The organism is Marinobacterium rhizophilum DSM 18822 (assembly GCF_000378045.1).
GTDB classification, from domain to species: Bacteria; Pseudomonadota; Gammaproteobacteria; order Pseudomonadales; family Balneatricaceae; genus Marinobacterium_A; species Marinobacterium_A rhizophilum.
The window spans coordinates 94,665-118,645 of the sequence record NZ_KB899103.1 but is presented as its reverse complement, the minus strand read 5'-3'; the positions used below and the strand labels follow the sequence as shown (position 1 = coordinate 118,645).

Annotated in this window: 23 protein-coding genes and 1 other RNA gene; 12 read left to right on the top strand and 12 right to left on the bottom strand. The window is 57.9% G+C overall.

Going from position 1 to position 23,981, the window contains the following annotated elements; genetic code table 11:
• Window positions 1-61 precede the first annotated feature (61 nt).
• From F451_RS0116195 to F451_RS0116185, 4 genes are all read left to right on the top strand, one after another.
• Entirely contained in the window at window positions 62-271 is a 210-nt protein-coding gene (locus tag F451_RS0116195; RefSeq protein ID WP_020682443.1) for a TIGR02449 family protein, read from the top strand.
• Entirely contained in the window at window positions 268-588 is a 321-nt protein-coding gene (locus F451_RS0116190) for a cell division protein ZapA (RefSeq protein WP_020682442.1), read from the top strand. The genes F451_RS0116195 and F451_RS0116190 overlap by 4 nt, the downstream gene beginning before the upstream one ends.
• Before the next feature lie 114 nt (window positions 589-702).
• Window positions 703-882, top strand: a non-coding RNA gene (ssrS, locus tag F451_RS27295) — 6S RNA.
• A gap of 61 nt (window positions 883-943) precedes the next feature.
• The gene (locus F451_RS0116185; RefSeq protein ID WP_020682441.1) at window positions 944-1,498 is read left to right on the top strand and encodes a 5-formyltetrahydrofolate cyclo-ligase; all 555 of its coding nucleotides are present in this window, start codon (window positions 944-946) and stop codon (window positions 1,496-1,498) included.
• Between the two features lie 10 nt (window positions 1,499-1,508).
• Here F451_RS0116185 and F451_RS28630 read toward each other — a convergent pair whose 3' ends face one another.
• Together F451_RS28630 and F451_RS0116175 are read right to left on the bottom strand one after the other, a co-directional pair.
• On the bottom strand, window positions 1,509-1,637 hold the full coding sequence (locus tag F451_RS28630) for a hypothetical protein (protein WP_020682440.1): 129 nt from the start codon (window positions 1,635-1,637) through the stop codon (window positions 1,509-1,511).
• A gap of 322 nt (window positions 1,638-1,959) precedes the next feature.
• Window positions 1,960-2,871, bottom strand: a complete 912-nt coding sequence (locus F451_RS0116175; RefSeq protein WP_020682439.1) for an AEC family transporter — start codon at window positions 2,869-2,871, stop codon at window positions 1,960-1,962.
• A gap of 339 nt (window positions 2,872-3,210) precedes the next feature.
• On the opposite strand from F451_RS0116175, the gene F451_RS0116170 reads away from it, so the two are divergent.
• On the top strand, window positions 3,211-3,726 hold the full coding sequence (locus tag F451_RS0116170) for a glycine cleavage system transcriptional repressor (protein ID WP_020682438.1): 516 nt from the start codon (window positions 3,211-3,213) through the stop codon (window positions 3,724-3,726).
• Window positions 3,727-4,049: 323 nt separating this feature from the next.
• Here the strand turns inward: F451_RS0116170 and argH are convergent, their stop codons facing one another.
• On the bottom strand, window positions 4,050-5,450 hold the full coding sequence (argH, locus tag F451_RS0116165; protein WP_020682437.1) for an argininosuccinate lyase: 1,401 nt from the start codon (window positions 5,448-5,450) through the stop codon (window positions 4,050-4,052).
• Between the two features lie 208 nt (window positions 5,451-5,658).
• Here argH and hemC point away from each other — a divergent pair, with 208 nt between their 5' ends.
• The 4 genes from hemC to F451_RS0116145 are packed head-to-tail and all read left to right on the top strand — an operon-like array spanning window position 5,659 to window position 9,838.
• Window positions 5,659-6,603, top strand: a complete 945-nt coding sequence (gene hemC, locus F451_RS0116160) for a hydroxymethylbilane synthase (protein ID WP_026291824.1) — start codon at window positions 5,659-5,661, stop codon at window positions 6,601-6,603.
• A complete protein-coding gene (locus F451_RS0116155) occupies window positions 6,593-7,414 on the top strand; it encodes a uroporphyrinogen-III synthase (RefSeq protein ID WP_020682435.1) in 822 nt (273 codons plus the stop codon). The genes hemC and F451_RS0116155 overlap by 11 nt, the downstream gene beginning before the upstream one ends.
• A complete protein-coding gene (locus tag F451_RS0116150) occupies window positions 7,414-8,580 on the top strand; it encodes a uroporphyrinogen-III C-methyltransferase (protein ID WP_020682434.1) in 1,167 nt (388 codons plus the stop codon). Before F451_RS0116155 ends, F451_RS0116150 begins: the two co-directional genes overlap by 1 nt.
• A 1-nt stretch (window position 8,581) precedes the next feature.
• Window positions 8,582-9,838 (top strand): heme biosynthesis HemY N-terminal domain-containing protein, encoded by a 1,257-nt coding sequence (locus F451_RS0116145; protein WP_020682433.1) that lies wholly within the window; start codon window positions 8,582-8,584, stop codon window positions 9,836-9,838.
• Window positions 9,839-9,894: 56 nt separating this feature from the next.
• Here the strand turns inward: F451_RS0116145 and fusA are convergent, their stop codons facing one another.
• Entirely contained in the window at window positions 9,895-11,973 is a 2,079-nt protein-coding gene (fusA, locus tag F451_RS0116140; RefSeq protein ID WP_020682432.1) for an elongation factor G, read from the bottom strand.
• A gap of 442 nt (window positions 11,974-12,415) precedes the next feature.
• Between fusA and F451_RS0116135 the strand changes: the two genes are divergently transcribed.
• The gene (locus tag F451_RS0116135) at window positions 12,416-12,649 is read left to right on the top strand and encodes an HP1242/YdcH family protein (RefSeq protein WP_020682431.1); all 234 of its coding nucleotides are present in this window, start codon (window positions 12,416-12,418) and stop codon (window positions 12,647-12,649) included.
• 106 nt (window positions 12,650-12,755) lie between these two features.
• Here the strand turns inward: F451_RS0116135 and F451_RS0116130 are convergent, their stop codons facing one another.
• From F451_RS0116130 to trxA, 4 genes are all read right to left on the bottom strand, one after another.
• Entirely contained in the window at window positions 12,756-13,814 is a 1,059-nt protein-coding gene (locus F451_RS0116130; RefSeq protein ID WP_020682430.1) for a 2Fe-2S iron-sulfur cluster-binding protein, read from the bottom strand.
• Complete coding sequence (gene ubiD / locus F451_RS0116125; protein ID WP_020682429.1) at window positions 13,807-15,288, bottom strand: 4-hydroxy-3-polyprenylbenzoate decarboxylase; 1,482 nt, start codon at window positions 15,286-15,288, stop codon at window positions 13,807-13,809. Before ubiD ends, F451_RS0116130 begins: the two co-directional genes overlap by 8 nt.
• A 208-nt stretch (window positions 15,289-15,496) precedes the next feature.
• Window positions 15,497-16,756 carry a transcription termination factor Rho gene (gene rho, locus F451_RS0116120; protein ID WP_020682428.1) on the bottom strand — a complete coding sequence of 420 codons (1,260 nt, stop codon included), beginning with the start codon at window positions 16,754-16,756 and terminating at the stop codon, window positions 15,497-15,499.
• 221 nt (window positions 16,757-16,977) lie between these two features.
• Window positions 16,978-17,304 carry a thioredoxin TrxA gene (trxA, locus tag F451_RS0116115; protein WP_020682427.1) on the bottom strand — a complete coding sequence of 109 codons (327 nt, stop codon included), beginning with the start codon at window positions 17,302-17,304 and terminating at the stop codon, window positions 16,978-16,980.
• 276 nt (window positions 17,305-17,580) lie between these two features.
• On the opposite strand from trxA, the gene F451_RS0116110 reads away from it, so the two are divergent.
• Window positions 17,581-19,095 carry a Ppx/GppA phosphatase family protein gene (locus F451_RS0116110; RefSeq protein WP_020682426.1) on the top strand — a complete coding sequence of 505 codons (1,515 nt, stop codon included), beginning with the start codon at window positions 17,581-17,583 and terminating at the stop codon, window positions 19,093-19,095.
• A gap of 93 nt (window positions 19,096-19,188) precedes the next feature.
• On the opposite strand, the gene F451_RS0116105 is transcribed toward F451_RS0116110, so the two are convergent.
• From F451_RS0116105 to yrfG, 4 genes are all read right to left on the bottom strand, one after another.
• Entirely contained in the window at window positions 19,189-20,736 is a 1,548-nt protein-coding gene (locus F451_RS0116105; protein ID WP_020682425.1) for a phosphoenolpyruvate carboxykinase, read from the bottom strand.
• 180 nt (window positions 20,737-20,916) lie between these two features.
• Window positions 20,917-21,789, bottom strand: a complete 873-nt coding sequence (gene hslO / locus F451_RS0116100) for an Hsp33 family molecular chaperone HslO (protein ID WP_020682424.1) — start codon at window positions 21,787-21,789, stop codon at window positions 20,917-20,919.
• Between the two features lie 328 nt (window positions 21,790-22,117).
• Complete coding sequence (hslR, locus tag F451_RS0116095) at window positions 22,118-22,519, bottom strand: ribosome-associated heat shock protein Hsp15 (protein ID WP_020682423.1); 402 nt, start codon at window positions 22,517-22,519, stop codon at window positions 22,118-22,120.
• Window positions 22,512-23,183, bottom strand: coding sequence for a GMP/IMP nucleotidase (yrfG, locus tag F451_RS0116090; protein ID WP_020682422.1), 672 nt, complete (start codon window positions 23,181-23,183; stop codon window positions 22,512-22,514). Before yrfG ends, hslR begins: the two co-directional genes overlap by 8 nt.
• A 49-nt stretch (window positions 23,184-23,232) precedes the next feature.
• Between yrfG and nudE the strand changes: the two genes are divergently transcribed.
• Entirely contained in the window at window positions 23,233-23,784 is a 552-nt protein-coding gene (nudE, locus tag F451_RS0116085; RefSeq protein ID WP_020682421.1) for an ADP compounds hydrolase NudE, read from the top strand.
• The last annotated feature ends 197 nt before the right edge of the window (window positions 23,785-23,981 follow it).

Below are 23,981 nucleotides of genomic sequence, written 5' to 3'. Positions count from 1 at the left end.
CATTGACCCTGAACCGAGCGCTGTTTATATTTCGCACTTGATCACACTGCAGGGACTGAGCATGAACGACCACTACTTCGACGCCCTGGAACGAAAAATCGATCAGTTGCTCGATCACTGTCACCGACTGGAACAGGAAAACCAGCGGCTGCGCTCCCAGGAGACACAATTAAAGGATGAACGTGCCCGTCTGCTGCTACTCAACGACCAGACCCGCAGCAAAGTCGAATCCATGATTCAGCGACTCAAGGCACTGGAGCAAAACGCATGAGCAAAACCGACGCACACAAGGTCACGATCAAGCTGCTCGACAAGGAATACATCATCGCCTGCCCCGAAGGGGCCGAGGCCGAATTGCTGACCTCAGCCGACTACCTTGATCAGAAAATGCGTGACATTCGGGGCAACGGTAAAACCGTAGGGCTTGAACGGGTGGCCGTCATGGCGGCGCTGAACATCGCCCACGAACTGCTCAAGAGCCACGCCGATAACAGACAGCACATCGAAGAGCAGATCCGTCACTTGGGCAGCAAGATCGACCAGTCGCTGAGCCGATCAATGTCCGAAGAACGTGAATCCGGTGGCTGAAAATTCTTCATGCGGAAAAAACTGTTTAATTATCAACCAAATGAATGCGCGCTTAGCTAAATTGAATTAAATTTCAAGTCCTGACATACAATTGCAGACGCGTATAATAGTAATCACTCCCTGGGGTGTTCGACAGGCGGTCAAGTCCCTCGAGCCGATAAGCACACCTCTGGAGGTCTTCTGTTAATGCTGGTGAGCATGTCCGTTTAACGGAAAGCCTGATGCATTCGAAGGCCGCCACCTTGAACCTTAGGGTTCAGGGCCACGATCGTTACCGGCACTTCCGGGGAGCCCTTTCAGATTATTGCCCATGTCCTTAGCAACACCTGATCAACGCCAGCAACTGAGGCGCCTAATGCGCACCCGTCGCCGCGCCCTGAGCGCTCGAGAGCAGCGTGAAGCTGCGCGCAAACTGCTGGCCAACCTGTCTCGACTGCCGGCCTTTCATCGCGCCCGACATATTGCCCTGTACCTGCCCAACGATGGCGAAATTGACCCTACCGTGGTCATCGAGCAGTGCTGGAAACTGGGCAAACAAACCTACCTGCCGGTGCTGCACCCCATTCGACACAACCGACTCTGGTTTGTCCCCTATACACGCTCAACACCGATGCAGCGTAATATCTACCGCATACTGGAACCCAAACTCCAAGGAGCACCACGACGCCCGGCGCAGGCACTTGATCTGGTATTGCTTCCGCTGGTCGCATTTGATGCCAGTGGCGCCCGCATGGGCATGGGGGGGGGCTATTACGACCGAACGTTCAGCTTTAAACAGCGTAAAGGTCCGCAGGGACCCAAGCTGATCGGTCTGGCGCATGAATTTCAGAGGGTGGACGAGCTACCCGTTGCAAGCTGGGACATTCCGCTTGCGGGCATCGTGACAGATTGTCGTGGCTACGGACTGTAGCCACAGCAACTCAACTGTTGCTGAAGACCTGTTGGACCAGCGCAGCGAACTGAATGTCGCTTTGCGAAACACCGGTCATGATTGAACCGATGAGAAAGACCAGAACGATCACCATTATCAGATCCGGACCTTTTTTCATACGCCGCATTTATCCTCTTATTATGTAAAGAAGGGCAGCCCTGTAATAACTTTATGCGGCTACCCTGTTAATCAGAATGCCGTGTAGTGTTCCACACTGAAGCAATATTGCAACAATTTGACCTTACTTTTTTTAGTTAATCGGCCAGTCGGCCAAGTTATTTAATAACCTGGCCGGAAAAGCGCGAAAAAACACTACTATTGCTCCGCAGTAACGGTTTTTTTCTCCATTTTGCGACAAAGGTAACCCCAAGCAACGTCCATCAAAGAGCAAATTGGCGTCAACTCCACCTGCTCCAAACCCTGAAAAGATCATTATCGTGTCAAATCAACCAGCCCAACATGAGCGGAATTGTTATTGCGGACAAAAGGGTCTGACCGGTAATAATCGCCGCCATCATCGGGGCGTCCCCACCCAGCTGACGGGCCAGGATATAAGCTGAGCTCGCCGTGGGCAGCGCTGCAAACAGAACAAGCAGATTCCTGGCCTGCTCCCCCAATGAAAGCCACTGCCCCAGCGCCAGCGCCAATACCGGAAACAGCACCAGCTTGATCACCGACGCCCCCAGCAGCGCCGGCCCTACCGCACGCAACGCCTTGAGACTCAACCCGGCACCCACTGCCAGCAACCCCAGCGGCAAGGCCATCTGCCCCAGCAATTCGACCACTGGACGTGCCGGCGGCGGCATACCGATACCGCTGTAATTGAGCAGCATACCAAACACTGATGCCAGAATCAGCGGATTGCGTATCAGATTGCGCAGCACCGGACGCAGACCTGAGGATCCGCCGGCATGCAACGTAAAGACCAGCACGCAGAAAACGTTCAGCAGCGGAATCATGAAAGCGATGATCACCGCGGATACCGCCAGCCCCGCTTCGCCGTAGAGTGCGGCCACCGACGCCAGCCCCACATAGGTATTAAACCGCACACCGCCCTGATAAAAAGACGTAAATTCACCACCGTCCAGTTTCAGCAGTGGGCGCAGCAGATAACACAACAGCGAACCGCCAAGCAGCAGCAACAAAACCGCCAGCGCGATACCGCCAATGGATACACCGCCGATATCCGCCTGGCTCAGGCGCGCCACCAGCAGCACGGGAAAAAGCACGAAGTACGTGGCCTTCTCCGCCAGCGGCCAGAACCCTTCACCCGGGAAGTCAAATCGACGCGCCAGCACACCGAGCATCAACAGCGCGAATACCGGCCACAGCATAATAAGCATATCGAACATTTACGTTAGCTCCCTGCAGCGCATCCATTTAAGCGGTCACGCCAAAACAACCGGCGCAACTGCACAGCCCGGCCGACATGGATGGCACGCGCTATGGACTATCTCGTCCTGAAGGAAGGCTCCATGCGTCACCCTCCTGTTTCATCCATTCCCCCCGGATTAACACCACGCCAGGCAGGGTGCAGCCTTTTTCTTGCGACCCAGGCACAAACCGGACACACTCATGACTGGGTGCCGGCGCGGCCCTATAAAAACACCCCGGCGAGGGTCAGCACGCACTATTTGCGCATGCCGGCCCCGAAGCCCGCGCGCCGGGTTAACTGTATACAGGAGCGTAACATGATGACATCCCTGGTATTGACCGTCATCGGCCCGGACAAACCCGGCCTGGTGGAAATTCTGTCCCAGACCATTGCCCGTCACAATGGCAACTGGCTTGAGTCGGGCATGTCGCGCCTGGGCGGCAAGTTTGCCGGCATTCTGATCGTCAGTGTACCCACGGACGACGCAAATGCTCTGGAGCAGGCGCTGGGCGAGCTGCAGGGCCAGGGGCTCAAGGTCACAATCGAACGTAGTGAAGAAACCGGTAGTGACACCAGCCGCAGCCCGATACTGCTGGAACTGGTAGGCCATGACAAACCCGGCATTGTGCGCGAGATTGCCCAGGCGCTGGCCGCACGTCACATCAACGTAGAAAGCCTGGACACCGCGCTGACCTCCGGATCCATGTCCGGCGAACAGCTGTTCAAGGCCGAGGCCAGTCTGCTGGCACCACAGGATCTGGATCTCGACGAGCTGCAGCAGGCACTTGAAGCCATCGCCAGCGATCTGATGGTAGACATTACACTGAAGTAAACAACCTCGCAGGAATGCGCTCAAGCATCAAAGCCATGGCCTGCTTGCCTTCACTTGAGTCCGCATACAAGACGTCTCCAGGTCCCAAACGCACTGCCCCTGCAAGCTGAGCAGCCTTGCAGGGGCAGTGCGTGACGGGATCCGCCAAGACGCTTTGTGCCTAGGAGGCTGTCCGCGAATGCTAGCCATAGCGAGAGCCAGCTGACTTGAGCTGGTTTTTGCGGTGTCTTAAGGCGAATAGTGGTTCTATTTAACGAAAAACAGCACAAAAAACAGCCAAGCTCAGGTGGTTCGCAGTAGGTTGAGTATTGTCGGACAGCCTCCTAGTCGTCGTCGCGGGCTGCCAGCAGTTCAGTGCCGCGCACGATGGCTGCACGCACCTGGTTGGGTGCTGTGCCACCGATATGATCGCGCGCCGCCACCGAACCTTCCAGCGTCAATACGTCGAACACGTCCGCTCCAATCACATCGGAGAACTGCTGCAGTTCAGCCAGTGTCATTTCGCTCAGGTCACGCTCCTCTGCGATGCCGAACGCGACCGACTTGCCAACGATTTCGTGGGCATCACGGAACGCTACACCCTTGCGTACCAGGTAGTCGGCAAGATCCGTTGCGGTAGAGAAGCCACGCATGGCAGCTTCACGCATGTTGTCCTTCTTGGACTCCAGCGCCGGCACCATGTCAGCAAAAGCACGCAGGCAGCCCTTGACCGTATCGATGGTGTCGAACAGCGGCTCCTTGTCTTCCTGGTTGTCCTTGTTATAGGCCAGCGGCTGGGACTTCATCAGCGTCAGCAGAGACATCAGGTGACCATAGACTCGCCCGCTCTTGCCACGCACCAGCTCGGGCACATCCGGGTTTTTCTTTTGCGGCATGATCGAAGAACCGGTGCAGAAACGGTCCGGCAGGTTGACGAAGTTGAACTGCGCCGACGCCCAAAGCACCAGCTCCTCAGACATTCGGCTCATGTGCATCAGCAACACACTGGAAGCAGCACAGAACTCGATGGCGAAATCCCGATCCGATACGGCATCGAGTGAATTACCCGCCGGGGCCGAGAAGCCCAGGAGCTTGCAGGTCATGCTGCGGTCAATGGGATAGGTCGTGCCGGCCAGTGCTGCTGCGCCCAGCGGCATGATGTTGACGCGCTTGCGGCAGTCAACAAAACGCTCGTAGTCACGGCTCAGCATTTCAAACCAGGCCATGACGTGGTGACCGAAGGTCACCGGCTGGGCTGTCTGCAGGTGAGTGAAGCCCGGCATAATGGTATCGGCTTCGCGCTCGGAAAGACTCAGCATGCCCTGCTGCAGACGCGTGATCTCGGCCAGAATGCGGTCGATCTCGTCCCGCACGTAGAGCCGTATATCGGTTGCGACCTGGTCATTGCGTGAACGGCCGGTATGCAGTTTTTTACCGGTAATGCCGATCTTCTGGGTCAACGCCGCTTCGATGTTCATGTGCACGTCTTCCAGTGCGATGGACCACTCAAAGCTGCCCCGCTCAACTTCAACGCGGATCTCGCCCAGGCCGCGAATAATGTCGTCGCGCTCGGCTTCGGTCAGAACCCCGGCAACGGCAAGCATCTTTGCATGGGCGATAGAACCCTGAATATCCTGCAGGTACATGCGCTGATCAAATTCAACGGATGCGGTAAAACGGGCGACGAAGGCATCGGTCGGCTCGCTGAAACGACCGCCCCATTGCTGATTGGTTTTGTTGCTCATCAGGAAAACCTCTGACTGGAGTGACCACCGGGCCTCCGGCAGCTGAAGAAACTGGAGGCGAATTATACCATCTTTAACACGCAAAACCGGAGCAGCAACATTCCGCTTTTCACTGCACGGGTCCAGAGTACTCAGGTGATCTGTTACAATCACTGCAACCCCGTTCAGGACCCGGCGCTTGGCCCGGGACAGTCAAAACGAGAGCCTGATGAATACCGATAAAATACGCATCGCCACCCGCAAAAGCCTGCTGGCACTCTGGCAGGCCGAGTACGTCAAAGCCGAACTGGAACGCCACCACCCGGGCATCGAAATTGAACTCATTGGCTTTACCACCCGTGGTGACAAGATTCTCGACACCCCGCTGGCAAAAGTGGGCGGCAAGGGCCTGTTCGTCAAGGAACTGGAAAACGCCATGCTCGACGGCGACGCCGACATCGCCGTTCACTCCATGAAGGACGTACCCATGGAGTTCCCCGAAGGCCTGGGCCTGGCGGTGATCTGCCCACGGGAAGACCCGACCGATGCCTTTGTCTCCAACACCTATGCCTGTTTGGATGACCTGCCCGCTGGCGCCGTGGTTGGCACGTCGTCGCTGCGTCGCGAATCCCAGCTGCGCGCCCGGCGCCCGGACCTTGTTATTCGCAGCCTGCGAGGCAATGTTCAGACACGGCTGCGCAAACTGGACGAAGGCGAGTTCGACGCGATCATTCTGGCCAGCGCCGGACTGATTCGCCTGAAGCTGCAGGATCGAATCCGTGTCGCCATTCCCGCCGAAGAAAGCCTGCCAGCCGGTGGCCAGGGCGCCGTGGGCATCGAATGCCGCCTCAATGACAAGCGCACCCGCGACCTGCTTGCGCCACTGCACCACCAGCCAAGCGCCTGGTGCGTCGAAGCCGAGCGCGCCATGAACAGACGCCTCGAGGGCGGCTGCCAGGTTCCCATTGCCTGCTTCGCCACCCTGAACGACGCCAAGGACTCACTCTGGCTGCGTGGCCTGGTCGCCAGCCCCGACGGCACCCAAGTGCTGACCGACGATATTCGGGGCACACCGGAACAAGGCCCGGCACTGGGCATCGAGCTGGCTGAACGTCTGCTGGCCGCCGGTGCCGATCGCATCCTCGCCGCAGTGTACGACCAGAATGCCGACTGAGCAGCGCACGACAGGTCCGCTTAGCGGCCAGCGCATACTCGTCACCCGGCCCAGCCACCAGGCTCAGCAACAGGCCGCCCTGCTGCGCGCCCAGGGCGCCGAACCCGTGCTGCTGCCGCTACTGACCATAGAGCCGCTGGCCGAAACCGATGCTCAATTCATGCACGCCAAGCAGTGTGTACTGGATCTGGATCTGTACCACGCCGTCATTGTGGTCAGCGCCAATGCCGCACGCCTGGGGATTGATCTGGTCGATGACTACTGGCCACAACTGCCGCTGGGCGTGCACTGGATGGCGATCGGCGCCAGCACGGCTGCCTGCCTGCGCGACTACGGCATAGAGGCCTACCACAGTAGCAACGGCTACGACTCCGAAGCGCTGCTGCAGGCGCCCGCGTTGCAGCAGGTTGACGACAAGCGCATCCTGATCCTGCGCGGTGACAGCGGCCGTGAAACACTTGCCAGCGAGTTGCAGGCACGCGGCGCCCGGGTCGATCAGGCCGTGCTTTACCGGCGCTCTCGCCCTGTACTGGAGCGGGCCTGCATCGAAAGTGCTATTTATGCTCCCCCCTTATCCGCTATCCTGATCACCAGTGGCGAAAGCCTGAGTAACCTTGTCGCACTGGCAAAGCAGATGGGAAACCCCGAGGGAATGGCACATCTGCAACAGTGCCCACTGGTGGTTCCAAGCCAGCGTATCGCGACTCTGGCCTATGGAGCCGGGTTTAAACAGGTTATTCTTGCTAGCGGCCCCGATGACCAAAACATGATCGGGGCGCTGTTGACTAAAATCGACGCGGAAAAAGACTGATGAGCGACGCAGGGAATAGAAACAAAGAAAACCGGACGCCTGAAATCATCGACGCCGAGGTGTCCGAGATACCCACACAGAGTCCACCGCCTTCCGATAAGGATACCCCCAAAAAAGCTACATCAGGTGCCCGCTGGCCCGCACTAGCCGCACTGCTGCTGTCACTGGTCGCGTTGGTACTTGTCGCCTTTCTGGGCTGGCAGGGCTGGCAGTGGCAGCAGAGCAATGTCCAGGCTTTGCAACAGATCGGTGAACAGGCCCAAAGCATACAAACCGAAAGCCAGGCTCAGCTGACACAGGAGCTCGACAGCCTGCAGCAGCAGATGGCCGCATTACAATCCCAGGCCCAGACCGACAAAAGTGGCATTGATGCCCTGCAGGAACGTCTGACCCAGAGCATTCAGCAGGTCATGTCACGCCAGCAGAGCACGCGTAAGGACTGGCTATTGGCAGAAGTTGAATACCTGCTACGACTCGCCAATCAGCGCGTGCTGATGGAACAGACTGCCGATGGCGCGCTGAAACTGCTCAAGTCCGCCGACCTGATTCTGAAAGAAACAGACGATGTATCAATCTACGAAGTGCGCAAGGCGCTGGCCGCAGACATCGCCGCACTGGAGGCCGTGCCCCGTCTCGACACCGAAGGTGCCTTCCTGCAACTTGGCGCGCTGAACACCCAGGTCGACCGTCTGAGCCTCATACCGATCACCAACAAGCGTGAGTTGCCAGCCCTGCTTGAGCAGATAACGCCGGACAGTGTCTCCCAGTCCTGGACCCAGGGCCTGAAGGCCTCCTGGAGCGACGCCATCGACAAGTTTGAGCAGCTCATCGTTATCCAGCATCGCGACGAGCCGGTCGAGCCACTGCTCTCCCCCGAGCAGCACTTTTTCCTGCAGCAAAACCTGCACCTGATGCTGGAACAGGCCCAGCTTGCACTGCTACAGCGCAAACAGAACGCCTATGACAGCGCTCTGAGCAAGTCGGAAAACTGGATCGATACCTACTTTGACCCGCAGGATTCCACCACCAACGCTCTGTTGCGCGGTATCGCCGAACTCAAGCAGCTGCAGGTTGCGCCCGAGATACCGGACATCTCCGGCTCCCTCAATACGCTCAAGGCCTATCTGGAGCACATGACCAAACTGAAGCAGGAAGGAGCCGCGTGATATGAAACGAGGACTCCTGCTTTTACTGATCATTCTCTTTGCTGGCGCCTGGCTGGGCGAAAAGATGGTGCAAGATCCGGGCTATGTCCTGATCTCCTACGACCGCACCACCATCGAAACCAGCCTCTGGGTCCTGCTCGTAATCGGCCTGGTGAGTTTCCTGCTGGCCCATTTACTGCTGCGTCTGCTGTCCAAGGCCCGTATTCCCACCTCCGAACTGCGTCACTGGAGCGAACGCCGGGCACTGCGCAATGCCCACCGCAGAACCCTCAAGGGGCTGCAGGCCTTCGCCGACGGCAGCTGGTGGAAGGCACAGCGTTTTCTGGGCCAGGCAGCGCCGCGTGCCGAACTGCCACTGGTCAATTACCTGGTCGCCGCCCGGGCCGCCCAGGAGCAGGGTGACGACAAGGCCGCCGATACCTTCCTGCAGCAGGCGCGTCAGCGCAGCCCCCAAAGCGCCACGGCGGTAGATATTGCCCAGGCGCAGCTGCAATTCGACCGCGGTCAGTTTGAGGAGTGCCTTGCGACACTGTCGGCGCTGCAGGCCAAGCTGCCAAAACACAGCCAGGTGCTCCGCCTGCTGCACAGCACCCTGACCCAGCTGGGCGATTGGCAAGGCCTGGCCAGCCTCATACCCAGCCTGCGCCAGAATAAGATACTGCCGGAAGAATCCCTGCAGGCGCTTGAGCTGCGCTGCTACCGCGAAATGCTCGGCCACACCCTGGCGCAGCTGCCGCCGGAAACGGAGCACGAGACCCGGGTACAGGCGCTGAACCGCGCCTGGCAGAACCTGCCGACCAAGCTGACGAGCGATGAAAGTCTGGTGTGCGACTATGTATCCCAGCTGACCACCCTGGGTGAAGATGCTCGCGCCGAGATATTCCTGCGCGACCAGATCAAGCGCAACTGGAACGAAACGCTGGTGCGCATATACGGCCGCCTGAAGGGTGAAAACACCCACAAGCAGCTTGAAATCGCCCGCAAGTGGGAGAAGGATCACCCCAACAGCGCCGCTCTGCTGCTGACCCTGGGTCGCCTGTCGATGCGCAACGAGCACTGGGGCAAGGCCATCGGCTTTTTCGAACAGAGTATCGCACTGCAACCGAGCGCCGAAGCCTACGCCGAACTGTGTCGCCTGCTGCAGCATTTGGGCGAACACGACAAGCTGGCCACACGGCTGCAGGAAGGACTCAGCACCACCGGTGCCGGCCTCCCCAACCTGCCGATGCCGGAAAAAATGGCGGCACTTAACGACTGATGCCGGACACTTGATGCGTCACACAAAAACGGACCCTGCAGGGTCCGTTTTTGCGTTCAGGATCTTAGCTGGAGCTTATCGAGCACCTTGTCCGGTACCGGGCTGTAATGATCGAACTCCATCGTAAAAAGCGCCCGACCCTGGGTCACCGAGCGCAGATCGGTGGCATAGCCGAACATCTCCGCCAATGGCACCATACCCTGGATATCGTGGGTACCGTCGGAGCGCGGCTCGGTGCTGCGTACTTCGCAGCGCCTTGCATTAAGCTGCCCCAACACGTCTCCGAGGTTCTCCTCGGGCGCTATCACCTGAATCTTGCAGACCGGCTCAAGCAACTTCAGCCCCGCTTGCTGCGCCGCGTCGCGAAACGCCTGCACGCCCGCGTTCTTGAAGGCCAACTCGCTGGAGTCCACCGGGTGTGTCGAGCCGTCGACCAGCACGACCTCTACATCTGTGATCTCCTGGCCGCCAAGCAGTCCGGATTGAGCTGCCTCCTCGACCCCTTTCCTGACCGCCGGTATAAAGGCCGCCGGAATGACGCCCCCCTTGATCTGTTGCGAAAACACGATGCCTGACCCCGGCTCGCCAGGCCGCAGGTCAATGTATACGTGGCCGTACTGGCCATGGCCGCCACTCTGATGCACGTAACGTCCCTCGACCCGGCTGACCGGCTGTGACACCGTTTCCTTGTAGGTTACACGCGGGGCACCGCTGCGCACCTTGACCTGGTGCTCGCGCTCGATCCGGTTTATCAGGATCTCAAGATGCAGTTCGCCCATGCCCGCCAGAATGGTCTGGCCGCTGTATTCGTCGACGTGGACATGGAACGTTGGGTCTTCTTCCATCAGCTGGTGCAGGGCGCGGTCAAGCTCGTCCCGGTCGCGGGTCGCGATGGGCTCAATGGCGATATTAATGACCGGCTCCGGAAACTGAATCGACTCGAGCACCAGCGGATGATCCAGCGCACAGAGGGTATCGCCGGTATGGGCTGCCTTGAGCCCGATCACCGCATCAATTTCGCCGGCCGGTATGCTGTCGACGTCCTCACGACGGTCGGCGAAAACCCGTACCAGCCGGCCGATGCGCAACTTGCGTCCCGTGCGCGGGTTGAACACCTGATCGCCGCTTTTCAACAGCCCCGAGTAGACCCGAACATAGGCCATCTGCCCGGCGTAGGGATCGGTCACCGTCTTGAACACTAGCGCGCACAGCGGCTCTTCGAGGCGCAGCGGCCAATGCTCTTCCTCCCCGGTCTGCGGATGATGACCGACCACCTCCTTGCGATCCTCCGGCGAGGGCAGGTAGTCGACCACCGCGTCGAGCAGTGACTGAATGCCTACATTGCGCAGTGCAGCACCGCACAAGACTGGATAGAGGCGATTCTCCAGCGTCGCCCGGCGCAACGCGGCACGCCACTCGGCAGCCTCCACCGGCTCCTCGCCGAGGTACCGCTCAAGCAGCGCATCATCGGTTTCACACACGGCTTCGAGCATCTGCCGCCGCGCCGCGTCCGCCGATTCACGTAATGCCTCGGGAATCGGTCCGCGTTCCGGATTGGCACCGAGCTCGTCACTCCAGTGGACAGCCTCCATGTTCAACAGGTCGATAACGCCGGTGAAGTCATGTTCGACGCCAATGGGAATATTCACCGGCACGGGCTCCACGTGCAGTCGCTGGCGGATGGTCTGCAGTGCGTGTTCAAAATCGGCGCCGGTGCGGTCCATCTTGTTGATGAAGCAGATACGCGGCACCTTGTAGCGTTCCGCCTGGCGCCAGACGGTTTCGCTCTGGGACTCAACGCCGTGGACACCATCGAACACCACCACTCCGCCATCCAGCACCCTCAGTGCGCGCTGCACCTCCGCGGTAAAGTCGATGTGGCCCGGGGTGTCGATGATATTTATCTGGTGGTCACGCCATTGAGTGGTGATGGCGGCCGAAACGATTGTAATGCCCCGCTCGCGCTCCTGGTCCATCCAGTCGGTAATGGTGGTGCCATCGTCCACTGAACCCAGCTTGTGAGCAAAGCCACTGTAGAACAGCATCCGTTCGGTGGCCGTGGTTTTGCCCGCATCGATATGGGCAATGATGCCAATATTACGGATTTTGTCCGGATCGAAGTGTCGCGTGTCCATGTTGCTGCTCCTGCCACCTTTTTCAGCGTAAGGGCCTATGAACAAGACCCAGTTGGCCTCTGCGGCCCGAGAAACGCGCCGCTGCCACTGGATGCTGCATACCGACGCACCGCGCAGGCAATTCCCTGAAGAGCACAGTACCCGAATTTACGGGGACTTTGATTAGCTCCTGTCAAAGCAAATGCGTACTTAAGGGCCCGCCCTGCGGCGGTTTCCAGCGACTCATTGGGACTTGTTCGCAGGCTCCCTAAAGCTTAGGGCAACAGCGGTCGACACAAGAGCCACCGCTAAAGAACGTTAAGTTATAAAGCCCTAATCAATTCATTATTTGGAAGGGGTCATGGCAAGGCTACGGCAAGCTGGCTAGACTAAAAAAGCAGGAACGCTCAGCAGGCCTCGCTGCAGCACAATCCGGGTTAACCAAGCCGATGGAGTGCGCTCTATGTCCGACCTCAACCATAGTCTCTATAACGACTTTCCGCAGTATGCCGAGCGCATCCGGCAACTGAAGCAGGAAAATGAAACCTTCGCCCGACTTGCCAGTGAATACCACAAGCTGGACCACAGCGTACGCGGTCTCGAGATGCGCAATGTTCCCACGACGGATGAAAACTTTGAGCAGATGAAATTACGCCGGGTGCAGCTGAAGGACCAGATTATGAAAATGTTGCAGTAACGCCCGGAATCGTCCGTTCAGACTGTTTTTGACCGGCTCGGGCATGAGGCCCCAGATATATCCCCGTCGCAGAAACCGCCCATGGGCGGCTTCTGCATGTTCGGGATCAGGCTTTTGCGGGACGGGGCGCGTAGGCGAAAACGTCGGAGTGCAGCTGGGATGTTTCCATACCGTGCGCTTCGCAGGCATCGAGCAGCGCGTAAACCATGGCTGGTGAACCGCTGGCATAGACGTGGGTATCTCCAAAATGATCCAGGTCTTCGAGGATCGCCTGCGGCAATACTCCGGTACGCCCGATCCAGTCCGGCGACAACTCCGGCTCGCTGACCACCGGCACGAAGTGCACATTGGCATATTCCCGGGCCCACTGCTCGGGCAGTGCCAGCTGGTACAGATCTGCGGCGTCCCGGGCGCCCCAGTAAATTCGGATCTGATTTTTGACCTGCCGGGCCAGCAGATGCTCAACCATGCTCTTGATCTGGGAAAAACCGGTACTCGCCGCGGCGAACACCAGACGATCGTTCGCATCGAGAGATACGGCATCCAGGCAGCAAAGACCCTTGGGTGCTTCGATCTGCACCGTTTTTTCGTTCTGCAAATGCGCCATCACGGCACAGGACATCTCGCTGTCTGGCAGCAGTCGAATATGGAGCTCAACCGCACGCTCGAGCTCCGGCGCAGATGCAATGGAGAACGAGGCCTTGCGGCCATTGGGCAGACAAATATCCAGATACTGTCCGGCACGGAAATCCAGCGCCAGTGATGCGGTGGCCGGCAAGCGCAGGAAGACTCGATACACGTCCCGGTTAAGCACTTCGACCGAGGTAATGTCACAGTTCAGCTTTTTCACAAATACTTCTCCAGGGAGCTTCAATCCCTTTATCTCTACTCTAACATCGGTCAGCGGCACACTGGTACAGGCCAGTGCGACGGTACTGGCAGACACTGCGCCTGCTGGCGGGGCGCACAGATGACGGTTCGGATAACGCTGCTGCAACTCTCCCTGCAGCAAGCTGACCTCACAGATTTCACAGACACCATTGCGACAACTGCGCCGCATGCCATAGCCCAGCCGCTCCAAAGCCTGCAGCAGGGTTTCACCGGGGACCGTCTCAATCACCCGATCCAGCCCGTCCAGCAACACCCGGCGGGGCTGCTCAGCCATTAAAGATGCCCAGCTCATCCCAGATGGCATCGACACGGGCCTTAACGTCATCGTCCATGCGGATCGGTACACCCCACTCGCGCTGGGTTTCGCCTTCCCACTTGTTGGTTGCGTCCAATCCCATCTTGGACCCCAACCCCGACACGGGCGAGGCAAAGTCCAGATAATCGATCGGCGTGTTGTCGATCAGCACCGTATCACGCGTCGGGTCCATGCGGGTGGTAATGGCCCATATCACATCGTTCCAGTCCCGTGCATTGACGTCGTCGTCACAGACAATCACGAACTTGGTGTACATAAACTGTCGCAGGAAGGACCAGACACCCAGCATCACGCGCTTGGCATGACCCGGATACTGCTTCTTCATCGTCACAACCGCCATGCGGTACGAACAGCCCTCCGGCGGCAGGTAGAAGTCAACGATCTCCGGAAACTGCTTTTGCAGGATCGGTACAAATACCTCGTTCAGTGCCACGCCCAGAATCGCCGGTTCATCAGGCGGCCGACCCGTATAGGTACTGTGATAGATGGGCCGGTTACGGTGCGTGATGCGCTCGACGGTGAAGACAGGAAAGCTGTCTACCTCATTATAGTAGCCGGTATGATCGCCAAAGGGGCCTTCGTCCGCCATCTCGTCGGGGTGAATGTAACCTTCCAGGATAAATTCCGCGCTCGCGGGCACCTGGAGGTCATTGCCAAGACAGCTGATCACCTCGGTCTTGCCACCGCGCAACAGACCGGCAAAGGCATATTCGGACAGCGTATCGGGCACCGGCGTGACCGCCCCCAGGATGGTCGCAGGATCGGCACCGAGCGCCACCGCGACAGGGAAAGGTTCGCCCGGGTGCTGCTCCTTCCATTCGCGGAAATCCAGTGCGCCGCCACGATGCGCCAGCCAGCGCATGATCAGCTTGTTGCGCCCGATCAGCTGCTGACGGTATATTCCCAGGTTCTGGCGCGCCTTGTTCGGGCCACGGGTAATAACCAGCGGCCAGGTGACCAGCGGACCCGCATCCCCCGGCCAGCAGGTCTGGATCGGCAACCGGTACAGGTCGACATCATCACCTTCGAGCACATGGGTCTGGCAGGGGGCCGACTTCACGACCTTGGGCCCCATGTTCAGCACCTGCCTGAAGATCGGTAACTTCTCCCAGGCGTCGCGCATGCCTTTGGGCGGCTCCGGCTCTTTCAGCTGCGCCAGCACCTTGCCAACTTCGCGCAGTGCCTCAACCGTTTCCTCGCCCATACCCAGTGCCACACGCTCCGGTGTACCGAACAGATTTGCAAGTACCGGATAGTCATAGCCCTTGGGGTTCTCGAACAGCAAAGCCGGTCCGCCTGCGCGCAGCGTTCGGTCGCAAATCTCGGTCATTTCAAGCTTTGGATCAATCGGCTGGGAAATGCGTTTGAGCTCGCCGCGCGCTTCCAGCATCGCCATGAAATCACGCAGGTCTTTGTATTTGGGTGAGGACATAATCGATAAACTTCAGTCGTTACAGTACACCTGCAGCATGCATGGGCACCCCTCAGGGCGTAAATCCAGCGTGCAGGAGCCTAATTGGGTGACTGGTCATTCCGAACATAAATCCTGCTCCTGTACGTCACCATACTCGCAGGATTGGTACTTCCATGTACAAAAAAGGGTAAGCACAGGCTTACCCTTTTCCAGTTCAAAACAACGCTTACTGACGTTTCATCGACAGGAAGAACTCATTGTTGGTCTTGAAGTCCTTCAGCTTGTCGATGACAAACTCCGTAGCAGCAGTGTCTTCCATCGGATCCAGCAAACGACGCAGAATCCACATTCGCTGCATTTCATCTTCGGTGGTCAACAGGTCTTCACGGCGAGTACCCGAGCGGCGGATATTGATCGCCGGGAACATGCGACGTTCTGCCGCCTTGCGGTCCAGGTGTACTTCGGAGTTACCAGTACCCTTGAACTCCTCGTAGATGACTTCGTCCATCTTCGAGCCGGTATCAACCAGTGCAGTCGCGATAATGGTGAGACTGCCGCCTTCCTCGATGTTACGCGCCGCACCGAAGAAACGCTTGGGGCGTTCCAGTGCATGAGCGTCGACACCACCGGTCAGCACCTTGCCCGAAGACGGGATGACGGTGTTGTAGGCACGGGCCAGACGGGTAATGGAGTCCAGCAGGATGACCACGTCCTTCTTATGCTCGGTCAGGCGCTTGGCCTTTTCAAGCACCATTTCGGCGACCTGCACGTGACGTGAGGGCGGCTCATCGAAGGTGGAAGCAACCACTTCGCCGCGCACGGTGCGCTGCATTTCGGTCACTTCTTCAGGCCGCTCGTCGATCAGCAGTACGATCAGGTGGCAATCCGGGCTATTGCGCGTAATGCTGCTGGCAATGTTCTGCAGCATCAGCGTTTTACCGGCTTTGGGCGGAGACACGATCAGGGCACGCTGGCCCTTGCCCATCGGGCAGACCAGGTCGATAACGCGGGCCGTGATGTCTTCGGTGCTGCCGTTGCCGATCTCCATGCGCAGGCGTTCCTGTGGGAACAGCGGCGTCAGGTTCTCGAACAGAATCTTGTTCTTGGCGTTTTCCGGCTTGTCGTAGTTGATCTCGTCAACTTTCAGCAGCGCAAAGTAACGCTCGCCATCTTTCGGCGGTCGGATCTTGCCGGTAATGGTATCGCCAGTGCGAAGGTTAAAACGGCGGATCTGACTCGGTGAAACGTAAATATCGTCAGGACCAGCCAGGTAGGATGAATCAGCGGAGCGAAGGAAGCCGAAGCCGTCCTGCAATATCTCGAGTACACCGTCACCAGAGATATCTTCGCCGCTTTTGGAGTGTTTCTTCAGAATTGCGAAGATCACATCCTGTTTGCGAGAACGGGCAAGGTTGTCCATTCCCATTTCTTGCGCGATTTCCAGAAGCTCCGGAACGCTTTTTGTTTTCAGCTCGGTTAGATTCATATGCTTTGGAGAAGGGCCACGAGTGACCAAGTTAGGGTGGAAAACAGGAGAAAATCAGAGGTCGATACTAGTGACTGGGAGTCTGAAGCTTGTCAAAGGGGGCGACAAGTACCCAGCAGTCGCAGTCAATATAAAGGCTTGGACCGCGGCTGTCCAGACTGGAGAGCAAGAAATATAAATCGACGACGCCGACTCGAGATTTCTGCCCTCCAATTCACAAATCAGAGATTGGCGTCGATAAAGGCAGCCAGCTGAGACTTGGAAAGCGCGCCGACCTTGGTCGCTTCGACATTACCACCCTTGAACAGCATCAGGGTCGGGATGCCACGAATACCGAATTTCGGCGGTGTTTCGTTGTTTTCATCGATGTTGAGCTTGCAAACCTTCAGCTTGCCTTCGTAGTCCTTGGCAATCTCTTCCAGGACCGGTGCAATCATCTTGCAGGGACCGCACCATTCAGCCCAGTAATCCACCAGCACCGCGCGCTCTGCTTTGAGCACTTCTTCTTCGAATGATGCATCGGTGACGTTAACGATGTTTTCGCTCATAGGATCCATTCTCCAAACACGCGAAGTGTTCATATTATTGCTTTTCGGAATTTCCAAGCCGAGATCCCCCCGGTAAGACAGGACAAATATGCTGGGATATCCTCAACTGCTGCCGATGATACCATTGCACAAAAAAAAATGTGAACACTAAGCGAGGATCAGGACGCTTTCAGCCTCTGTAAAGTCGACTTTTGGGCCGGGATAAAAACATCGACTGACACATTATTCTGATACCCTTATGCGTTCTGATCCAGTGGCATGGAATGCACCAGAAAGATGAACGATACGAGACCCTCCGCCACGGCCGCGGCAAGCCCCTCCCTGCTGGCGGCTATCGACCTCGGCTCCAACAGTTTTCACATGGTCGTCGCCCAACTCGTTGACGGTGAAGTCAAGCTGCAGGATGTCATGTCCGAAAAGGTACAGCTTGCCGCCGGCCTGAACGCAGACAAAGTGCTGAGCGAAGAAGCCCAGCAGCGCGGCCTGGAGTGCCTGGCCCGTTTCGCACAGCGCGTATCTGACCTGCCGCGTCGCTCTATCCGCATTGTTGGCACCAATGCACTGCGCGAAGCCGTCAACAGTCGCGAATTTCTCAAGCGAGCCGAAGCCATCCTGCACACACCACTGGAGATTATTCCAGGACGCGAAGAGGCCCGGCTGATTTATCTGGGCGTATGCCAGACCCGGCCTCCGGAAGACGGCCTGCGACTGGTAATCGACATTGGCGGCGGCAGCACCGAACTGGTACTGGGCGAGAAATTTCAGCCCCGGGCGCTCGAAAGTCTTGAAATGGGCTGCGTCAGCTTCACCCAGCGCTACTTCCCCGACGGCAAGATCACCAAGGCATCCTTCCAGAAAGCGGTCTATGCAGCACTGCGCGAACTGATGTCGATCCAGAAACGCTACCGGCGTATCGGCTGGAGCAACTGCGTCGGCTCGTCCGGCACCATCAAGGCTATCCGCAACGCCTGCATCAGTCTCGGCCTCACCGAAGAGCACATCACGGCACGGGCACTGGATCAGCTACGCCAGAGGATACTAAGTTATGGCCATGTCGATGAGATCACCGAGGTTAAAGCCGAGCGTCGAGCAGTCCTGCCGGCCGGACTTGCCATTCTCAGCGCCGCCTTTGACTCGCTGGGTATTCGCGTGATGGCCTGCTCCGATGGCGCACTCCGCGAGGGCCTCCTGTTCGAGATGGCCGGCCGCCTGCAACATGAAGATATTAGAGAGCACAGCATCAGCAAGCTGATGCGGCAATACCATGTAGACCGCCACCAGGCCGAACGCGTCGAGCGTAGCGCCCTGCATGCCCTGGCACAGCTGCGTGACAGCTGGGGACTGGACGACCCTCAGCACACGCAAATGCTGCGCTGGGCGGCACACACTCATGAGATCGGCCGGGCAATATCCCACGCTCAGTACCACAAGCACAGTGCCTACCTGTTGCAGAACTCGGATATCTCCGGCTTTACCAATCTGGACCGCCAGCAGCTGGCACTGCTGGCCCGCAGCCATCGCCGCAAATTCCCCAAGGAAGACTTCAAGCAGCTGCCCGAGAGCCGCCAGCAGGCCTGCCGCCGCCTGGCGATACTGCTGCGCCTGGCGAGCCTGCTGCACCGCAATCGCAGCCGCATCAAGCTTCCATCCATGCAGCTACAGGTCGACGGCAAAGAACTGCAGCTCAGCTTTCCGAAAGGCTGGCTCGCACAGCACCCCCTGACACAGGCGGACCTGGAGCAGGAAGCCGAATTCCTCAAGGCGCTGGGACTGAAGCTGCAGGTGAATTAGCTAGAGCGCGTGAAACAAATTAAAGTTTGAGCCACAAAAAACCCGCCGTGGAGAATCCCCACGGCGGGTTTTTAAGCTGCAGTGAGTCTGTGCTTACAGACTCGGACCTGCCGCTACGATGCTTTCATCGATACCGCTGAACTTGCGGAAGTTCTCAACAAACTGTCCGGCCAGGTCCTTGGCGGTGGCATCAAACGCACCCTTGTCCGCCCAAGTGTTACGCGGGTTAAGCAGGTTGGTCTCGACGCCCGGTACAGCCTTGGGAACCGACAGGTTAAGGCCCGGCAGATACTCGGTCTCAACATCCACCAGAGCGCCGCTCTGAATCGCCGCGATGATGCTGCGGGTCGTCGGAATGCTGAAGCGCTCACCGGTACCGAAAGAGCCACCGGTCCAGCCCGTGTTGACCAGGTAGACCTTGGAGCCGAACTCTTCAATACGCTTGATCAGCAGGTCGGCATATTCACGCGCAGGACGCGGGAAGAAAGGTGCACCAAAGCAGGTCGAGAAAGTCGATTTGATACCGCCGCCTGAACCCATTTCGGTTGAGCCCACCAGCGCGGTATAACCCGACAGGAAGTGATAAGCCGCCGCTTCCTTGCTCAGGATAGATACCGGCGGCAGAACACCGGTCAGGTCGCAGGTCAGGAAGATGATCGCCTGAGGCTCACCACCCAGGTTATGCTCGGTACGTTTCTCAACGTGCTCAAGCGGGTAGGCGCAACGACCGTTTTCAGTCAGGCTGGTATCGTTGTAGTCCGCTGTGCGGGACTCGTTCAGCACAACGTTCTCAACGATGGCGCCAAAGCGAATGGCGTCCCAGATGATCGGTTCGTTTTTCTTGCTCAGGTTGATGGTCTTGGCGTAGCAACCACCTTCTATGTTGAATACGACACCCTTGCCCCAGCCGTGCTCGTCGTCGCCGATCAGGTAGCGTTCGGGATCAGCGGAAAGGGTGGTCTTGCCGGTGCCAGAAAGGCCAAAGAACAGCGTGGTGCTGCCATCGTCGCCAACGTTGGCCGAGCAGTGCATCGGCAGCACGTCTTTTTCAGGCAGCAGGAAGTTCTGCACCGAGAACATCGCTTTCTTCATTTCACCTGCGTACTGCATGCCGGCGATCAGCACCTTGCGCTTGGCAAAGTTAAGAATCACACAACCGTCAGTATTGGTGCCATCGCGCTCAGGTTCACAACGGAAACCTGCAACGTTGAGGATCTGCCACTCTTCCTTGCCCTTGGGGTTATACTCTTCAGGCAGGATAAACAGGTTTTGACCGAACAAATTCTGCCAGGCAGTTTGCGTAGTCATTTTTACCGGCAGGTAGTGACTCTGGTCGGCGCCGACGTGAACCATCGAGACAAATTGTTCCCGATCGGCCAGATAGGCTTCAACCCGCTCCCAGAGCGCATCAAACTTGTCCGCATCGAACGGACGGTTGATGTTACCCCAGTCGATTTCATCGCTTGTACTGGCTTCTTGAACGATGAAACGATCCAGCGGCGAGCGACCGGTGCGCTTGCCTGTGGTAACGACCAGCGCACCGGTGTCGGCCAGCTGACCTTCACCACGCTCGATCGCTTTTTCAACCAACTGAGCGCGGCTCAGATTGGTGTGTACGGTATTCTCAGTTTCTATGGTCATTACTGGATTCCCTTGGCATAGGCGCCAATAACGCTACCTGTCTGGCAGATGCTGTCGTGCAGATGAAAGACCCAATCGCGCCCCTATCGCGGTTATAGTACTTATTTGGGGAGGCGCATTATCGCACAAAAAATAACACATTGACTATTCTATGAACGGCACAGACGTACCGCGTGCGCCTCAATGCAACAGATCCGATCGGGGAACATTTGCACTGTCGGAGAACATGCTCAGAATATCCGTTTCATCAAAGCTGTGGTGCTCATTGCAGAACTGACAGCTCACGCCCACAGACCCCTCTTCCTCCACAATGGCCAGCAACTCTTCACGGGTCATAAACTGCAATGCATTGCCGCAGCGCTCTCGACTGCAGTCACAATGAAAACGTAGCGTACGCGGCTCGAACAGGCGACATTCCTCCTCGTGAAACAGCCGGTACAACAGCGTTTCATTATCCAGCGTAAGCAACTCTTCGGATTTCAGCGTGGCTCCCAGCTGGCTGATATGGGACCAGTCCTGCTCAGCGGTTCCCGCCGCGGGCATGACCTGCAGCAGGAAACCCGCTGCGCGCTGGCCATCCGCCACCAGATGTACCTGGGTGGGCAGCTGCTCGGACTGACTGAAATAGTTTTCGATACAGCGCGCCAGGGTCTCGCCTTCCAGCGGCACGACACCCTGGTAGCGACGTCCCTGAGCGGGTTCGATGGTAATCGCAAGACGGCCGTTGACCAGCAATTCATTGAACGCCAGGTCCTGCGGAATGTCTCCCTCGTAACGCGCAATAGCCCGCAAATCCTGCTGGTGATTGCATTCCGCCATCAGCAACTGCACCGCGCCTTCGCCCGCTGCCTGCAGGATCAACCGGCCCTCAAATTTCAGCGTAGCACTCAACAGGCTCACCGCTGCCATCATCTCTCCCAGCACACGCTGCAACAAAGGCGGATAGTCGTGCAGTTCCAGCACCTGCTGATAGCTGGCCTCCAGCCCCACCAGAACGCCACGGATATCAAGTTTGTCGAACAGCACAGGCTGTATCTGATCGGAATTGCTCATCGGTGTTTTATCTCACAACAGGCGCCGCGCGCCAGACCTTGCATGGAGTAGCGGTGCGCGGATAATCAGGTGTAGCAACATCGGGGCGCCTTGCTGACGGCCAATTCAAAGCGGCCGGCTAAAGTGACCAAAGGCCGCGCTGTTACCATTTTCGTGTATTTTATCACAACCGAATAGGATCCCAGCATGTCCGGTGAGATCTGCATTGCCCAGGATTCTCGACGCGCCCGCGTCTGATCGTCCCGCATATTATGTACCGGCACGTTGCCGCAAAGCCAAAGGCGCTGTATCAACTGACGGAACTGATATCGCAGATCGGCACCGGGGATTACTCCACCTGCCGATCTTTGAAGCTGCGAATCTGCCGCCGGTCCTTCTTGTTAAGCCGGTGGCGCGGATTCAGACTGCTGCCGCCATTGAGCTTGCGCTCCGCCGCCTTCTTTTCACGCTTCGCAATGCTCTCGGGTGTTTCGCGGTAAAGCAGCTGGGCCTCGGGGGCACCGCGACGCTGATCGGACAGCTGCAGGATTTCGACTTCCTTTTCATCCAGCCCCTGTCGAATCTGCAACATGGCCCCCACCTCTACGAGTTTGCTGCACTTGCTACGCTGTCCATTGTAATGCACCTTGCCGCCTTCAATCATGTCCTTGGCAATAGCCCGCGTGCGGTAGAAACGCGCCGCCCAGAGCCATTTGTCCAGCCGCACCTTGTCTGCGTGGGCATCATTCATCGTGGTGATCACCATCCTTAAACAATTCATCAAACTGGTCGACAGCGCGGAAGTCATCAGTGCTGCGCGCCGGCGCCTGGCTGTCAGGCCGGGAAATGGACAAAAGGTGTGCAATACCATAACGCTCGGCAGAACGCAGCACCGCCAGGCTGTCATCCACCAGCAGAGTCCGGTCCGGATTAAAGGGCTCAACTTCCTGCAGCAACGACCAGAACCGTACGTCTTCCTTGGGCAGTTTGAAGTCATGGGAGCAGATGATTGCATCGACCAGGGTATCGAGACCGGTCACCTGCAACTTAAGACTGAGGCTGTCGCGGTGTGCGTTCGTTACGATAACGGAACGCATGTCCCGTTGACGCAGGCGCTGCAGGAAGTGCTGCACCTGGGGCCGAAAGCCGATGCGATCGACCACCTCCCGTTTCAGCGCAGGAATGTCGACACCCAGCTGCTCGGACCAGTAGTCCAGGCAATACCAGTTGAGCGTGCCCTGCTCCTGTATGATACGCTGATGCAACCACTCCCGGGCGTCTTCAGGCGCCAGCCTGTGCAGCTGTGCATAGCGAATGGGCAGGTGTTCCAGCCAGAAATAGGAATCGAAATGGAGATCCAGCAGTGTTCCATCCATATCGAGCAACACAGTATCGACGGCACGCCAGTCCAGCATTTTATCGTCCGGGGTCAGGTCAGAATTCAGTCTCAGGTACGCAATCAGTATGCCCGTAAAACCACAGATATTGAAGGTAACCTGCGTTGCACGCAGCCGGCTGTTTCATGTCGAAGCGCTGGAACTGCGCTTCTCCAATGGCGTTGAGCGAAGCTACGAGCGTCTTGCCACGCGAAGCCGCGGTGCCGTCATGATCGTGCCAATTCTGCCCAACGGCGACGTGGTGCTTATTCGCGAGTACGCCGCGGGCCTCGACGAATACACCCTTACGCTGCCAAAGGGGCTGATCGACCCGGGAGAGAACCCCGAACAGGCCGCCCAGCGTGAACTGCAGGAAGAAGCCGGTTATGGCAGCCGGCAGCTTGAGCGCTTGAAAGAGATGACCAGCGCCCCCAACTATATGGGACACCGCATGACGGTTTTGCTGGCCCGGGATTTGTACCCAAGCAGCCTTGAAGGGGATGAACCTGAGCCATTGGAGCCCGTGCACTGGCCACTGTCCGAACTGGAAACGCTGGTACAGCGGGAAGACTTCAGCGAAGGGCGAGCCATCGCGGCACTTTACATGGCCAGAACCTTCCTTGAACAAAAATCCTGCTGACCGCGCCGACTCAGTGAGCGTTAGCCCGTATCAGCAACACACGGGAGCGCTCAACGCAGATTAGCCACTGACGCGGGCTTGTCAGGCGGCCGTTTATCCCGCGTTGATTGACGCGTGCTAGGGCCGCTTACGACGTGAAAGCCACTACATTTTGTGCCATGAAAAGCCACAACAACGGTGCTATAGTCTGTGCTCTG

Bases quoted from the DNA above. Each gene is read 5' to 3' on its own strand.
- F451_RS0116145 (WP_020682433.1), top strand. From the start codon at position 8,582: ATGAAACGAGGACTCCTGCTTTTACTGATCATTCTCTTTGCTGGCGCC.
- fusA (WP_020682432.1), bottom strand. From the start codon at position 11,973: ATGGACACGCGACACTTCGATCCGGACAAAATCCGTAATATTGGCATC.
- argH (WP_020682437.1), bottom strand. From the start codon at position 5,450: ATGAGCAACAAAACCAATCAGCAATGGGGCGGTCGTTTCAGCGAGCCG.
- F451_RS0116175 (WP_020682439.1), bottom strand. From the start codon at position 2,871: ATGTTCGATATGCTTATTATGCTGTGGCCGGTATTCGCGCTGTTGATG.
- F451_RS0116130 (WP_020682430.1), bottom strand. From the start codon at position 13,814: ATGGCTGAGCAGCCCCGCCGGGTGTTGCTGGACGGGCTGGATCGGGTG.
- F451_RS0116195 (WP_020682443.1), top strand. From the start codon at position 62: ATGAACGACCACTACTTCGACGCCCTGGAACGAAAAATCGATCAGTTG.
- F451_RS0116110 (WP_020682426.1), top strand. From the start codon at position 17,581: ATGAACGATACGAGACCCTCCGCCACGGCCGCGGCAAGCCCCTCCCTG.
- F451_RS0116155 (WP_020682435.1), top strand. From the start codon at position 6,593: ATGCCGACTGAGCAGCGCACGACAGGTCCGCTTAGCGGCCAGCGCATA.
- ubiD (WP_020682429.1), bottom strand. From the start codon at position 15,288: ATGTCCTCACCCAAATACAAAGACCTGCGTGATTTCATGGCGATGCTG.
- F451_RS0116105 (WP_020682425.1), bottom strand. From the start codon at position 20,736: ATGACCATAGAAACTGAGAATACCGTACACACCAATCTGAGCCGCGCT.
- F451_RS0116185 (WP_020682441.1), top strand. From the start codon at position 944: ATGCGCACCCGTCGCCGCGCCCTGAGCGCTCGAGAGCAGCGTGAAGCT.
- F451_RS0116150 (WP_020682434.1), top strand. From the start codon at position 7,414: ATGAGCGACGCAGGGAATAGAAACAAAGAAAACCGGACGCCTGAAATC.
- F451_RS0116135 (WP_020682431.1), top strand. From the start codon at position 12,416: ATGTCCGACCTCAACCATAGTCTCTATAACGACTTTCCGCAGTATGCC.
- hslR (WP_020682423.1), bottom strand. From the start codon at position 22,519: ATGAATGATGCCCACGCAGACAAGGTGCGGCTGGACAAATGGCTCTGG.
- rho (WP_020682428.1), bottom strand. From the start codon at position 16,756: ATGAATCTAACCGAGCTGAAAACAAAAAGCGTTCCGGAGCTTCTGGAA.
- nudE (WP_020682421.1), top strand. From the start codon at position 23,233: ATGCCCGTAAAACCACAGATATTGAAGGTAACCTGCGTTGCACGCAGC.
- F451_RS28630 (WP_020682440.1), bottom strand. From the start codon at position 1,637: ATGAAAAAAGGTCCGGATCTGATAATGGTGATCGTTCTGGTCTTTCTC.
- trxA (WP_020682427.1), bottom strand. From the start codon at position 17,304: ATGAGCGAAAACATCGTTAACGTCACCGATGCATCATTCGAAGAAGAA.
- F451_RS0116170 (WP_020682438.1), top strand. From the start codon at position 3,211: ATGATGACATCCCTGGTATTGACCGTCATCGGCCCGGACAAACCCGGC.
- hemC (WP_026291824.1), top strand. From the start codon at position 5,659: ATGAATACCGATAAAATACGCATCGCCACCCGCAAAAGCCTGCTGGCA.
- hslO (WP_020682424.1), bottom strand. From the start codon at position 21,789: ATGAGCAATTCCGATCAGATACAGCCTGTGCTGTTCGACAAACTTGAT.
- F451_RS0116190 (WP_020682442.1), top strand. From the start codon at position 268: ATGAGCAAAACCGACGCACACAAGGTCACGATCAAGCTGCTCGACAAG.
- yrfG (WP_020682422.1), bottom strand. From the start codon at position 23,183: ATGCTGGACTGGCGTGCCGTCGATACTGTGTTGCTCGATATGGATGGA.